Annotated in this window: 11 protein-coding genes; 5 read left to right on the forward strand and 6 right to left on the reverse strand. The window is 39.5% G+C overall.

Annotation, left to right across the window (positions count from 1 at the left end; genetic code table 11):
* Window positions 1–40: 40 nt before the first annotated feature.
* Window positions 41–2,755, reverse strand: coding sequence for a DEAD/DEAH box helicase family protein (locus HMPREF2979_RS08450; protein WP_070656188.1), 2,715 nt, complete (start codon window positions 2,753–2,755; stop codon window positions 41–43).
* A 214-nt stretch (window positions 2,756–2,969) separates the two neighbouring features.
* Between HMPREF2979_RS08450 and HMPREF2979_RS08455 the strand changes: the two genes are divergently transcribed.
* Entirely contained in the window at window positions 2,970–3,938 is a 969-nt protein-coding gene (locus HMPREF2979_RS08455; protein ID WP_070656190.1) for an ABC transporter substrate-binding protein, read from the forward strand.
* Window positions 3,939–3,984: 46 nt separating this feature from the next.
* Here the strand turns inward: HMPREF2979_RS08455 and HMPREF2979_RS08460 are convergent, their stop codons facing one another.
* From HMPREF2979_RS08460 to HMPREF2979_RS08480, 5 genes are all read right to left on the reverse strand, one after another.
* Complete coding sequence (locus HMPREF2979_RS08460; protein WP_070656192.1) at window positions 3,985–5,325, reverse strand: MATE family efflux transporter; 1,341 nt, start codon at window positions 5,323–5,325, stop codon at window positions 3,985–3,987.
* 81 nt (window positions 5,326–5,406) lie between these two features.
* Entirely contained in the window at window positions 5,407–6,105 is a 699-nt protein-coding gene (locus tag HMPREF2979_RS08465; RefSeq protein ID WP_070656194.1) for an ABC transporter permease, read from the reverse strand.
* Window positions 6,098–6,925, reverse strand: coding sequence for an ABC transporter ATP-binding protein (locus tag HMPREF2979_RS08470; RefSeq protein ID WP_070656196.1), 828 nt, complete (start codon window positions 6,923–6,925; stop codon window positions 6,098–6,100). The genes HMPREF2979_RS08465 and HMPREF2979_RS08470 overlap by 8 nt, the downstream gene beginning before the upstream one ends.
* Before the next feature lie 291 nt (window positions 6,926–7,216).
* On the reverse strand, window positions 7,217–8,761 hold the full coding sequence (locus HMPREF2979_RS08475) for a hypothetical protein (protein WP_070656198.1): 1,545 nt from the start codon (window positions 8,759–8,761) through the stop codon (window positions 7,217–7,219).
* 174 nt (window positions 8,762–8,935) lie between these two features.
* Window positions 8,936–10,594, reverse strand: a complete 1,659-nt coding sequence (locus HMPREF2979_RS08480) for an Rqc2 family fibronectin-binding protein (RefSeq protein WP_070656199.1) — start codon at window positions 10,592–10,594, stop codon at window positions 8,936–8,938.
* Window positions 10,595–11,107: 513 nt separating this feature from the next.
* Between HMPREF2979_RS08480 and HMPREF2979_RS08485 the strand changes: the two genes are divergently transcribed.
* From HMPREF2979_RS08485 to HMPREF2979_RS08500, 4 genes are all read left to right on the forward strand, one after another.
* Window positions 11,108–11,908 carry a TraX family protein gene (locus HMPREF2979_RS08485; RefSeq protein ID WP_070656200.1) on the forward strand — a complete coding sequence of 267 codons (801 nt, stop codon included), beginning with the start codon at window positions 11,108–11,110 and terminating at the stop codon, window positions 11,906–11,908.
* Between the two features lie 132 nt (window positions 11,909–12,040).
* On the forward strand, window positions 12,041–12,589 hold the full coding sequence (locus HMPREF2979_RS08490; protein ID WP_070656201.1) for a DJ-1 family glyoxalase III: 549 nt from the start codon (window positions 12,041–12,043) through the stop codon (window positions 12,587–12,589).
* A 341-nt stretch (window positions 12,590–12,930) separates the two neighbouring features.
* The gene (locus HMPREF2979_RS08495) at window positions 12,931–13,704 is read left to right on the forward strand and encodes a dihydroorotate dehydrogenase electron transfer subunit (protein ID WP_070656203.1); all 774 of its coding nucleotides are present in this window, start codon (window positions 12,931–12,933) and stop codon (window positions 13,702–13,704) included.
* A gap of 9 nt (window positions 13,705–13,713) precedes the next feature.
* Window positions 13,714–14,670 carry a dihydroorotate dehydrogenase gene (locus tag HMPREF2979_RS08500; RefSeq protein WP_186821189.1) on the forward strand — a complete coding sequence of 319 codons (957 nt, stop codon included), beginning with the start codon at window positions 13,714–13,716 and terminating at the stop codon, window positions 14,668–14,670.
* Window positions 14,671–14,721 lie beyond the last annotated feature (51 nt).

Below are 14,721 nucleotides of genomic sequence, written 5' to 3' on the forward strand. Positions count from 1 at the left end.
ATATCATGATAAAAACGGTTTAAGTGGTTAAGGCTATTTATCATTCTAAAGTTGACATAACTTTTTTATGTGTAACGGTACGTTCTTGCTTATTTCCAAGTGCTTTGATACGAGCTTCCAGAAGAATAGGACGACCTTGAACACTTCGCGTATAAATGAGGTTATATTTTCCTACACTTTTTTGGATGTGTTGGAGGAAAGACTCTGCATCTGCCTTACGCTTTTCAAACATACTTGGAACGGCAAAAAATTCGGTTTGATCTTTCACCTTGTGACAAGACTTTAAGATATAGCGTTGATTTTCGATAGGAGCGAAAAACTCAGTCAAAGCCTGAGCAAAGATTTCTTTCTCCCTCATGCTAGCACCCTTGAGATAGATAGCGTTATAAATCGCCTGTTTACTATCTTTTACCACTCTAGGAGCAGACTCTTCAGTCTCAATCTGACCTGAATCAAGAAGGGCTTGGTGGATAGCTTTACCAAAAATTTCCAAACGTTTATAGGGACTTTTATAGATAAAATATCTTCCCCAAAAGATAGCCAGTACAAGTAGCGCAAGTAAGAATATCGGTAGGCTTTGATTAAACGGCTTCCCAACAATTAGATATCTCCCCAAATCAATAATAAAATAAGTGACAGCTAAGGCTTGAGAAATAAGTAAGGCCTTCATCCAATCATTAAGGTATGCTAACGGTAAAAATTGTTTGTCGACTTCAACTTCATTAGCAACTTCCATTTCTTCGTTAAGAGGTAGAGCTTGTTGCCACCGGTCTTTAAGCTCCTGACGTTTTTGAGACAGAGTAATGGCATTTTGATTAAGTTTTTCTAGACCCTTTTGGCTAAAAGTTATTTGATTGAGGTCAAGGCGATCAATGCCAGATTCGATAGTGAGCTCTGAATAATGGAGACCAAGAAACTGTGTCATACGCCTATCTAACAAGTCTAGGTCAGGACTAAGTCCATAAAACTGTAGCTCTAATGTCTCATCATAATTTTCTTCATCATTTTGAAATTCAAACCACTTCCTAGGTGATAAATTAATAGAAACCAAATGCCAGATATTACTCGTTTTATCAGGATTGTCTGGCCAGACACGGATGGCACGTCCTCGCATCTGATTACTTAGCATGAAGCTTCCAACAAAACTAGCTAAAATGAGGGAGTTTACACAGGGGGCATCCCAACCTTCGCCCAATAAAGATTTGGTCCCAATAATCACCTGAATATATCCTTCTTGGAAAAGTTGGGTAAGGGCAGTCACTAGATCATGGTGAGAACCAGAAACACTCACCTTAAGATAGTCTTCTTGGCTCAACTGTCCAATAATATCATAGGATAAACGAGAATTAGGAATGAGTCGCTCCAGATGTTCTTTAGCTGAAGTTGGAATAATCACTAAACTTCCTGTCAATACAGCTATTGGTACTGTCCAAGACTGTTCAATCATTTCTCTACGAATAGATTCAAAGTAAGAGAGGACACCTAGTTGGGTAAATTGAGCATTTTTATCACCTAAATGAACTTGAAAATCCTTACGTATAAAGTCTGTCAAAACAAGTTGACGGAGATTATTTCCTAGAGACTGGTACTCTGCCTTAAAAATATCTCTAACAGCATTGAGTTTTCCCAATGATTGATTGAGCAGAACATCTTGTTTCTTATTCCGGATAAGTTTAACTTGATTTCTCTCGATAAGACCATTTGCTTTCAAATCACTCTTTAGCTGATTAAAGGCTTCCTCGGTAAATCCATACCAATTTGGGACCTGGAAAATCAAGCCATTAAGCAAGGTTTCAAACCACTCAAGCGTAAAAGTTGGCAAGGCTTTTGTAGCGAGAAGTCCTTGAAAACGTTGTGGGAAGGGCAAGTTTTTAGACCTTAAGAAAATCAGAATAGCAGAAAGATATTTAGGATTAGCCAATAGGTCATCATCGCTAATTTGGTTACTTAGTGCCGGACTAGACTGAATGGTGTTTGAGAAGTTTATATCTGTAGATAGTTTAGTTAGAAAGTTAAGTTTCTGCTTTTCAAACTGATCTAATTGTGTTCGTTCTTCCTTAGTTGGAAAGGCGAAGTAGACATAGTCCTGGTGAGGACAGAGCGTCCCTTCCTTAACCAGTTCAGGCACTGTAATTTCTTCATCAATCTCACCACACATGCTTATGTAACGCTCCCAAAGAGCAGGTTCTCCCTCGTATGGAGGGGTTGCTGTCAAGGAAATCATCTTAATTTTAGGAAAGGATTTACGAAAAATCTCTAAACTCTTCCACCATTCATTTCTTAAATGATGGCATTCATCCAGACAAAGAGTCCCTAAATCTTGGTCTCCAAAAGTTTTTCGAATATCGAAACCTTGAAAATCGAAATGCTCTTGTTGTGACTCATCATCTGTGTCCTCAATAAGACTATCGCCCACGACTTGGTTCATAGCACTGTGCAGTGCCTGATAAGTCGCAACCGTAATCATTTTAGGCCTCTTTAAGTCTTGTGAAATGAGTTGTTCTGCTTGGTTAGCATTACTTAAAAAAGCTTGTTTGATCCGATTTACCCATTGTTGACGGATGGTAACTGTCGGAACTAAAATTAAAGTTGGATTACCAAAGCGCTGTATAAATTCAATTCCTAAGGTTGTTTTACCAGAACCAGGAGCAGCCACCAAGTGAATCTTTCCATCATCCATAAAACTTTCGGCTTTATCGAGAACACGCTGTTGGTACTGTCGCCATTGTCCCTTAAATGAAAGCTGATCTAACATAATTTCCCTCCAATGTTATCTATCATTATAACACAGTTCAGATAACTAAAAGGTTGTTATTAGGGCTGAACAATCCTAATGAAGGATTGTTTTAACCATTAAAACAAAAGAATCAAAAATATAGGTTTGAACGAATCAGTAAGTGATTGACATTAAAGAAGTTTTAAGATAACTTTAAAGTAACGATTTAATCCGATCTTATCGAGGAGTTGCCATGAAAAAAATAAATCTTCTTTATTTATTAGCTATTCTGGCCATCATATCTGGTCTTTTACTATATTACTTGCCAGACATGACGTCTGGACATAATGCAGAGTCAAATCAAACAAGTCAGACTTTTAAGGAGAAGACGATTGTTCATGATTTTGGTACGACAAAGTTGAAAAAAGTTCCTAAACGTATTGTTATCCTCGACAACCTCTATGGTGAAATCTTGAATCCTTTAGATATCACTCCTGTAGGTGCAACAACTGGTCAAGCTGATAGTCAAGAATTTTCAACCCTCTTTAAGAAACAATACAAGGATGCAAAAGTGGTTTCAGTTGGTTGGCAGGGAAATCCAGATTTGGATAAGATTGCTGAGTTAAAACCAGATTTAATCCTTATGACAGGCGAGCAGGAAGACCTCTACGAGGAGCTGTCTGAAATTGCACCAACTGTTGGCTACCAGATCAACACTGATGAAAACTGGGACTATCACGAAACCTCATTAAAGGTAGCAGAAATCTTCGACAAACGTGATGAGATGAAGAAGGACCTGGATAGAGTGGATGCTAGGGAGGCTGTTTTCGCAGAGAATGTCAAAGCTAAGTTTGGCAATCAAAAACTCATGTACCTGCGCGTGACAGACAATGACATCCGTTATTACGCTTATGGGCATTTTGGTTATCTGTATGATACTTATCATTTCAATCGTGCTGAAACCTTCAATCCAGATGATATGTTCCAAGTTATCGATCCAGATAAACTAAAAGACATTAATCCGGACCTCCTGATTGTTCAAGCAGATTCTCAAGAACTCCTAGATAACAAACTTAAAAATAACCCTGTCTGGAGTAGCTTAAAGGCAGTTCAAAATAACAAGGTAATTTATGCTGATTACTCAACCTACATGCTAGGCTTTGGGATTGTCTCCCAAGAGGCCATAATGAAACAGATATCTGATGAATGGGGATTAAATTAAACTAAAAACGACCTTGATGGTCGTTTTTTCTATGTTCAAAAGTAGTCTAACTGATAAACAAGCGTCGAATATGTTTCCTCAAGGCAAAATAGAGCTGAATGGTCATGGGAATCCAAATCAAGGGCTCGCATAGGATAACGCCAAGGTAGCCCATAGAAGGAATAACCAAAAGAACAAAGAGAATTTTTCCAAAAAGCTCAATGAAACTAGAGGTTAAAGGCGTCAGTTTCTTACCTAGACCTTGTAGGCAATTTCTAAAACTAAAGAGCATCCCCAAAATAGGATAGAAGAGAGAACTGATACGGAGGTAGCGGCTGGCATTGTCAATAATCACAGCATTATCAGAACCAGAGATAAAACCAGCCAAAAAGGGACTTGCTATATAGAGAAGGACACAAGCAATGACAGACCAAGTGATAGAAACAAGACAAGATTGTTTTAAACCAGCCACTATGCGTTTAAACTGTTTGGCCCCGAAGTTTTGTGAGGTGAAGGTGGTCACCCCAGTAGCAAGTGAGGTCAAAGGGAGAACTGCGAAAGACATGATACGCCTTGCTGCAACCTGAGCACTGATGATAAGAGGGCCAAAACCGTTAATGGCATATTGTAAGGTCACAGTCCCAATCGAAACAATAGAATTCATGAGTCCCATGGCCATTCCTTGTCCAAAGAGGTCCAAATAAAGACTTGAATCAAGAACAAAGTCTGACTTGCTTGGTAGAAGGAAGGTCACTTTTTTCTTAATATAGTACAGACAGAGGATAGCTGAAAGTCCCTGTGAGATAATTGTCGCTAAGCCTGCTGATTGAACACCAAGATGAAGTTGTGTAATAAAGAAAATGTCTAAAACGATATTGACTAGTGCTGAAAAAATCAGAAAATAGAGGGCGGTAAGACTATCCCCAACCGCTCTGAGAAGTCCTGCACACAGATTATAACCCAAAGTTACCCCAACACAGGAGACAATCATAGAAATATACTGGTAGGACTGCCCGATGATTGAAGCAGGTGTCCCTAAAAATCTTAGCAAAGGATAGAGGCCGAAATGTCCTAGAATCATAACCAAGGCACTTAAGCCTAAACCAATCACAACGGTGGCCGCCACAGACTGACGAAGTTTCCTGTAGTCTTGAGCACCATAGTAACGTGCGATAACAACGCCCATACCATTTCCAACGCCAAGAGCAAAGCCGATAACCAAATCAAAAATAGCAGAAGAAGCTCCTACAGCAGCCAAGGCATCTGGACCTAGAAAGCGACCCACAATCATGACATCAGCAGTATTGTAGAGTTGCTGGAAAATATTGGATATCAAAATTGGTAGGGCAAAGATTAAAAGAGACCGCAAAATAGGGCCTCGTAAAAGATCAACTGACGAATTTTTCATAGAACTATTATAACAAGATTGTAATTGTGAAACAATGATAAAAAGCCATCCTAGGATGACTTTCAGAAGAAATTATATAAATCAATGCTCACGGGCATTCCATTTAAATGCAAAATTTGAAATAAAGATAAGTACAAATACCCAACAAATTAAAGCAAACACACTTGACTCAAATATTTGAAATTTTTCAAGTTTTATAAAATATTCTGTGTTAGCTCCTATAAAAGAAAATCTCGTGATGTAGCTCATAATTTTATTGCTCATATCAGATGAAAGCATTGGTAAAAAAGTAGCTATAATCAAGACAATCATACTAAATAATGTTGTGTGAGTTTGAGTCTTAGAAAACAATCCTATAGACAAATTCAACAGAATAAATGCTAACGTGGTCAATACTACTACAACAAAATACGTTAGCCAACTTGGAATAGCTATTCCAAATATTACAGGCATAAACAAAGCCGATAAAACAGAAAAAATAAAAGGAAATGAAATGACAGAAATTATATAATTATACTTTGTAACACCACTCAATATCAATGTTCTTAAATTCTTCTTCTCTTTTTCTTCAGAAATCATCATTGAAGTAAAAGTACCAGCTGTCATACTATAAATCAAACTAAGTCCCATGTTTAAAAAATACATTTCGCCATGAATCATAGGGATAGCTTGTAAAATAGCAAAATCAACAAACGGTGTAACTACACATACAAACAACAAAACTTTATTACTGATTATGTATTCCCAACGCAACCATAAAAGTGCCATCAATCTATGCATTTTTTGAATCCTCCGAAATCTTTATAAAAATATCCTCAAGCGTATTTTCTAAAGTATGCACACTAGCTACATCAGAACCACCTAAATATTTAGCCGCCTCTGCTTGAGATACCATTATCGAATCTCCATTTTTAAAACGAATAATAGCCTTATCTTGCTGACTATATTTATCTATGATTTCTTGAGGAGAACCATATTCTAATATATGACCTGAATTCAATAATGATATACGGTCACAAATCTTAGTAGCTTCATTCATATCATGAGTTGTTAAAAATATTGTTGTTCCCTCATTTTTTAAATTCAACAGAATATCATGTACTTTATTTGATAAAGCAGGGTCCAAACCCGATGTAGGTTCATCTAAAAAAAGAATTTTAGGATGATGCAAAATTGACCGAATAAGAAGCATACGCTGTTTCATACCAGTTGATAGTTTTTCTGCCTTCTTATCTTTATCTTCAAATAATTCCAGTTCCTTCAACATAGCATCAAGTTTATCTAAACTCACATTGTGATATTTAGCAAAGAATTGCAAGTTCTTATAGACTGTCATCTTTCCATAAAAACCAACAGTATCACTCATTATACCAATATTTAAAAAATCCGAAGGAAGTAACTGATTGGACTCTTTATTTAAAATATAAGCTTTTCCGCTATCCTGTGTTAACTGTCCCGTCAAAATATTTATAGTCGTCGTTTTACCAGCACCAGAAGGACCTAGAAAACCAAAGATTTCCCCTTCCTTAATCTCAAACGAAATATTGTCCAAAGCAACTTGATTCCCAAAACGCTTAGAAAGATTGTCTACTTTTATCATTATATTCCTCGTTTCTAATGTAAACACTTGTAATCATTATAAAAATGTTGAACTATACATATATTATAACTGCGAAGGTGAATGACATATTTGCTGTAGCTATCGCTTACAAGGTTACAAAAGTTATTATCATTGCTCATATTACTTGTCATGTGACCACTCACTAATAAAATAATGATATAACAATGAAGCTATACATTAGTTTTTCATTATATCACTTTTCTTATCATTATCTAATAAAACACTGATATTTTATCATATTTCGAGAATATTTATAGTTAAAAAGCCATCCTAGGATGACTTTTGCATATTTTGTAGATAGCGTCTAAGTATTTGTGTCATATGATTGTAACCCGCCGCAATCATTGGAATTTGTAAGTAAATATAAGGTAGGGTGTACTGGCTCTTAGTCTCTGAAATGAGGTGAAAGAGGATGCCACCAAAGAGATAGAGGAAGGCATAGAGGCCTAGTGTTGCTCCATCTCCCATTCGTTTATAAGTGAAAGCGTAGTAGAACACACCACCGAGATATAGGACTAGGAGATAGCCTTGCATATAGGTCACAAAAAAGAGATGCAGGGTTCCATCGTGATAGATGGAGGTCGCAAACCTATTCCACAAAGGCTGAAACTTGTCTTTACTTGGACCGTTCCAGATGGACTGGAAGCTTCCCTCTGTCCAGGAACTGATAAACTTGGTGCTAAAAAACCAACTGGCCTCATCGGGATGTGCTAGAAGATATTGAACACGTCTATCAAAAAGATGATTGGCGCTTTTTTCAATCTTTTCGATATTGCCCTTTTTCTTAGCATAAATGTCACGGACATAGCCGGTATACCATCCTGGCATTCGTTTAGAATCGGGTTTGTCCTGTAAGCCCATAGCCAACCAAGCAATCTGAGGTGTTCCAGGAATTTTTTGGTGGGTGGTAATCTCGTAGTAACTGGTCGTCGCCTTATGCAAACTCATAGGAAAGGCAAAGAAAGCTAAGACTAAAAGCAAATAGCGATACCGTTTTTCTCTAAGCGTTAAGAGTATTAGAATACCAGATAGAGCAATAATGAGAATGATGTTGTTGCTCCTTACCCAGTAGGCCAAAGATAGCATGACCACCGAAAGAATCGCATTCCTAGCCTTACCACGTCTTAAGTAACGTAGAAAGAAGAGAATAGCAAAACTAGAAAAGAACAACCCATACATAAGTCCATAGGCAAACATAATGTTAAAGACTAGAGGCAAGAAACCAAAGCTCATGATGACAGCCAAACGACTAACTAAACGCCTTGTAAATAGTTCATCCGTGATTTTCCATGTAGCATAGTTCATACCAATGACCATGCCAAGATTCAATACATAGAAAACAGAGATAACTGGTAAAGGAATTAGATAGAGAACCAAGCGTTCAAAACTAAGCAAACCCAACTGATGCGGATAGCGGTAGAAGTAGGCTCCTGGTTTTATTAGGGAGAAGTTGCCAGCATTGAACTGGACTGCTCCTTTAAAGACAGTACCTGCATCGTCTCGACCAGCAAAACTGGTCAGAAAAATCAAAAGTAGGCCAAAACTCACAAAGCAAACGGAAAAAAAGACGAAAATCTGCTTTGTTGTCAGTTCCTTTAAGATTTTAGGCCAGAGAAGGGTCAAAAGCAGAATGGCCCCACCTGAAACATAAACGTACCAAGGAACGCTACTAATCTCTGCCCACTCAAAGTATCCCGTCATCATGGTCGTGCGAATGAACAAAGTAGTTACAAATAATAGCCCAAAGACTAAGAGCCCCACATAGCGCCCTAACCATTCTAAAAAAGAACTCGTATATGACATAAGAGCCTTCATGCTGAAAGTCTCCTTTAATATAGGTAATTACCCTTATAGTTTAGCACAGTCATCGGAAAAATGTAATGAAAACTAAAAGAAAATCCCATTCATCAACGAAAGAAATTGATCTAATGAAGACATAGAAAAACTCTCTCGTTTCTAAAACAAGAGAGTTTGATTTTATAAAGCAGATTACTTCATCCGCATACTATCAATTTTTTCTTCAGTCGGTGTGACACGTAAGGTCTTTTGTCCCGTATAAGTTACAAATCCAGGCTTACCTGCCGTTGGTTTATTGAGTTTCTTAACATCAATCATATCGACTTGAACCAAGTTTGACAGACGTGCCTTAGAATAGTAGGCTGCCAATTCAGCCGCATCAGTTTTGACCTCGTCGGTTGGATTAAGATTGTCCTTGATAACCACGTGACTCCCTGGAATATCCTTGGCGTGGAACCAGAGCTCACCTTTTTTAGCCATCTTGAAGGTCAACTCCTCATTTTGCAGGTTGTTACGACCAACCATGATAATGGTCTTACCATCAGAAGCCAGATACTGTTCAGGTTTCTTGCGTTTGTGGCGCTTGTCAGTTGAACGACGCTTCATAAAGCCAGCCTGAACAAGCTCCTCACGAATATCCTCGATTTCATCCATGTTGGCTTGAGAAAGACTAAATTCAACACTCTCCAGATAATCAATAGTCTGCTTGGTTTCCTCAATCAAACCAGTCAAGTGCTTAACAGCTTCCTTGAGTTTCTGGTATTTCTTGAAGTAACGCTGAGCATTTTGGTTAGGCGTTAGAGCAACGTTTAGAGGAATGGAAATCTTTTCACCAGTGTAGTAGTTGTCTAGTTCGACACTATCCTTGTCATTTGGTACCATGCTGAGGTAGGTGGTCAAAAGCTCACCTTTTTGACGGAACTCCTCAGCATTTTCAGTTGCCGCTAGCTCTTTTTCTTGTTTAACAAGTTTCTTCTTGTTTTTTTCCAGCTCATTTTGCACACGATGGATCAAATCACTAGCCTGTTGAGCCACACGGTCACGCGCCGCCTTGTCCAAGTAGTAGTAGTCCAAAAGGGCTGACAAGGTTTCAAACTCAGGTTGGTCCTGACTATCTGAGAATCTTACAGCTGAAAATGCCTTAGCCGTTAAGTTTGGCTCTACTTCACGATTGAAGAAGGCACGGAAATTCTTGAGTTTATCAGTCTCAAGTAAGGTTGATAATTCATTGGCCGTGTCACGCCCCAAACCTTGGAAAAGTTTTTGAAGGTTTCTAGCTGACAAATCCTCAGTCTGTAGGATTTCAAAGAGTTTTTCGTCTGGTATGTCGTAAGGATTCTTAGCGTCCGTCTTAGGAGGAGCGATGTAGCTAGACCCAGGCAGAATAGTACGGTAACTATTTTGTGAGAAACCAACATGCTTGATAGACTCAATGATTTTGCTCTCGTTCTTGTCAATCAGGATAATGTTGGAGTGTTTCCCCATGATTTCCATAACAAGAGTAACCTTAACGCTGTCACCGATTTCGTTTTTGTTTGATACGGAAATCTCAAGAACACGGTCGTTTTCCAGTTGCTGGATATCCTCGATAACCGCTCCCTGAAGGTATTTCCGCATAATCATGGTATAGGTGTTTGGATTCTGTGGATTTGGCAAGTCAGCCTTGGTCGTTTGAATACGTCCAAAAACAGGGTGAGCCGAAAGCAGAAGCTTGTAATTCTGACGATTGTTACGAATGGTTAGGACCAACTCACGCTCAAAAGGCTGATTAACCTTCTGAATACGCCCGTAGAGAACCTGCTCACGCAACTCAGCCGTCATATGATGAAGAAAAAAGCCGTCAAAAGACATGATGTACTTCCTTTCTTGTTAGTGATAATAATTGTTTTATTTTAAAAATAAAATTTTCTGTGAGACTTTCCTTAGGTGTTGGCGGACGTCAGCGAACTTTTACAAAGTTCCATGACTAATTTTTGAGCCTAACGTCTCAAAAATTCCGAGCGCCTGAAACCTTTTAGTTTCAGGCGCTTTTAACACGGCGGAAAGTCTCGGTTAATTGCTCGCTCTGCTCGAAAAATAGTTATTTCAAAAACTTGAAGAGTTTATGAACTTTGTTAGTTATTTTTAAATAATTTGCATACGTTATGAACGTAAATATTGCCTAACTATTATAGCACAAAGAGAGTAAAAATGCTTTGAATGGGTAGTCGGAATTGAGTTTGTTATTATCATGGATCATTCTTTATTACAAAAATTGTTCCGCTAAATCAGTTAAAAGTTATGGCTTAGATTATCCTGAATACCTTTGAATTTATATCTGACTTGTGGTATCATTTAATATGCTGAAAATTAAAGGAGCATTAAATGAACGATATTAAAAAGATATGCAATGCGACTAATTTGAAATACCTAGCTGTTGCACTTATGTTTTTGGACCAAATTTATCAGATGTTCGGGAGTATGGGGGCACCTATATGGTTGACGATGTTGGGACGTCTGTCTTTCCCAATTTTCCTCTTTCTTGCTGCTGATAGTTTTCACTACACTCATGATCGTATGGCTTTTCTCAGGCGTCTGCTTTACATGAGTTGGTTTATGATCATTGGCAACGCCATCATTGGTAGTATTTTTCATAATGGTAGTATCGGTTTAACCAACAATGCCTTTTCAACCTTCTTTATCACTGGGATTTTTATTTGCTCTTGGGATTTGTTGGCTAAGGGGCTTCGCGATAAATCGAACAAGGAGTTGATTCAAGGGATTGGTGTTTTTCTCTTGCCGATTCTTTCGTCTATTCCAGTTGTGATACTTGCAGGCATATTTGAAACGCCACATGCAAACCCAATCGTTGTGCAGATTGTTGCCTTTATCTTGTCACTAGTGCCAAGTATTATCATGGTAGAGGGTGGCTTTGTTATGGTTATTCTTGGGTTGCTATTCTATATTTTCCGTACCAATCGCATTGCTCAAATCATTGTCTTAGCTGTTATTTCAGTGATTGCCCATCTCTTTGATCCGACGGGTGTGCAATGGATGATGGTCTTTGCTGCGATTCCTATGTATTTTTATAATGGTAAGCGTGGTAGTGGTAACAAGAATTTCTTCTATATTTTCTACCCAGCCCATATTTATCTCTTGTGGATCCTAGCAAGTTTGTTTAGATAAAATGACAAAGACAGTCCTTGTGCTGTCTTTTTTCGTGCTCAAAGTCCGTTTTTATGGTTTGTTTCCTGCTTCTAAAACTGCTATAATTTAAGGCGTAATAGAATCAAGTGATAAGTCAATTGGAGGTATATCATGACAAAAGTAGCAGTAGTATTTGCGGAAGGATTTGAAGAAATCGAAGCTTTGAGCCCAGTGGATGTCTTCCGCCGAGCAGGGTTTGACTGTAGCATGCTTGGACTTGAAAGTGCGTCTGTAACTGGCTCACATGGGATTCAAGTCGCTATGGATGGCGTATTTGATGGCAATTTTGCGGATTACGACTTGGTGGTCCTTCCTGGAGGTATGCCTGGCTCAACTAATCTACGCGACAACGAAACTTTGATCGCCTCTCTTCAAGAGGCTGCAAAAGCTGGAAAATATGTTGCTGCCATTTGTGCGGCACCAATTGTTCTCGAACGTGCTGGCCTTCTTGAAGGGCGTAAATTCACATGTTTCCCTGGTGTTGAGGAACAAATTGCATCTGGCGAGCATCAAACTGACTTGGTGGTTGTTGATGGCAATATTGTCACTAGCCGTGGTGCCGGAACAGCCCTAGCCTTTGCTTACGCCTTGGTTGATTTGTTGGGTGGCGATGGTCAGCAGTTGGCTCATACTATGGTTTACGACAGATTGTTTAAATAATCTTATTTTAAGACTCTTGTTCAAGACTTCTAACACCTCTTGTTAGGAATATTGACAATTCATGTTACTCTATGAAATGATTGAGAACGTATCACACAGAGGGCCTAGTTATAGGCTGGAGAGACCTTAGCTTAGTTTTATGAGCTTTGGTTTTTTCTTTTCTCCTTTGACATCCGTCTTGAAAACGGTTATAATAATCACGAAATAACCTTTAAATGAGTCCAGAGAGGCTTAAAAGGTCGGACAGAGTGAAACAGCAGGGTTCTCCTGTGATTTTTTGTGCGACCTTGCCATGTGGCGAGGTTTTTTTGATGACATTTTGCAGTTTAGAAAGGGTTGTCATGATATTAGTTGAAGATTTAACCATTGTGAGTCAGCGTGAGATTGCACCTCGTATTTTTGAGATGGTGCTTAAAGGAGAGATGGTTGCAGATATGCAGGTTGGACAGTTCGTCCACCTCAAAGTTCCAGATCCAAGCAAGCTCCTTCGTCGTCCAATTTCCATTTCAGAGATTGACTATGACAAGAAAGAGGCAACCATTGTCTATCGTGTGGAGCGTGAGGGAACAGCTATCCTTTCTAAGATGGTAGCTGGTCAAACCATTGATACCATGGGCCCTCAGGGAAATGGTTTTGATATTTCTGTTATCGAGGCTGGGCAGAAAGCCCTCCTCGTTGGTGGAGGTATTGGTGTGCCACCTTTGGTTGAGACTGCTAAGCAGTTGAAGGCTAAGGGAGTGGAAGTTGTATCAGTCATTGGTTTTGCCAATAAGGATGCTGTCATCTTGGAGGACAAGCTCAAAGCTTGTGGTGATGTTTATGTGACGACTGATGACGGTTCATACGGTATCAAGGGTTACGTTTCGACAGTCATTGATAGTTTCGACTGGACACCAGATGCCGTTTACAGTTGCGGAGCTCCAGGCATGCTTAAATATGTCGATAGCAAGTTTGAAAATCACCCTCACGCCTATGTTTCTATGGAAGCTCGTATGGCTTGTGGTATGGGTGCTTGCTATGCCTGTGTGGTTCACGTTAAAGGAGAGTCGGACGCCAAAAATCTTCGTGTTTGCGAAGAAGGACCAGTCTTCCCTACTGGAAAAGTTATCGTCTAGGAGGTTACTATGTCAGAGATGAATTCAGAAAATCGTTTAGCTATTAGCCTTCCAGGGCTCGACTTGAAAAATCCTATTATCCCGGCCTCAGGTTGCTTTGGTTTTGGTCAAGAGTATGCCAAGTATTATGATTTGGATAAACTAGGTTCCATCATGATTAAGGCAACGACCGCCAACCCTCGTTTTGGTAACCCAACACCCCGCGTGGCAGAAACTCCATCAGGCATGCTCAATGCCATTGGCTTGCAAAATCCAGGTGTTGATGCCGTCTTGTCTGAAAAACTCCCTTGGTTGCAGGAGCATTATCCAGAGCTTCCCATCATTGCTAATGTGGCTGGATTTTCAAACGAAGAATATGCGGAAGTCTCTCACAAGATTTCCAAAGCTAGCAACGTCAAGGCTATTGAGCTTAATATCTCTTGTCCAAACGTGGACCATGGCAATAACGGCCTCCTCATCGGACAAGTCCCAGACCTTGCCTATGCGGCAGTAAAAGCTAGTGTCTCTCACTCTGATGTGCCTGTCTATGTCAAACTGACACCGAGCGTGGCTGATATCACAAGTGTCGCCAAAGCAGTCGAGGATGCCGGTGCGACAGGTTTCACTATGATTAACACCTTGGTCGGTACACGCTATGACTTGGCTACTCGCAAACCTATCATTGCCAACGGTCAAGGTGGCATGTCGGGGCCAGCCGTATTTCCAGTAGCCCTTAAACTTATCCGCCAAGTTGCCCTAGCTTCTGATCTACCAATCATCGGTATGGGTGGCGTCGACAGTGCCGAAGCGGCCATCGAAATGTTTATCGCTGGTGCCTCAGCCATCGGTGTCGGAACAGCCAACTTCGCAGATCCCTATGTCTGCCCTAAAATCATTGACCGCCTCCCTGAAGTCATGGACAAGTACGGAATCACAACACTTAAAGACTTACGCAATGAAGTTAGAACTGACTTGTTGGGGAAATAGAATAATTGATTTAAAAGTAAAAAGATGGAAACTAAAACTTCCATCTTTTTT

Origin of the sequence: Streptococcus sp. HMSC078H12, assembly GCF_001814615.1 — a bacterium.
Taxonomy (GTDB): Bacteria; Bacillota; Bacilli; order Lactobacillales; family Streptococcaceae; genus Streptococcus; species Streptococcus salivarius_F.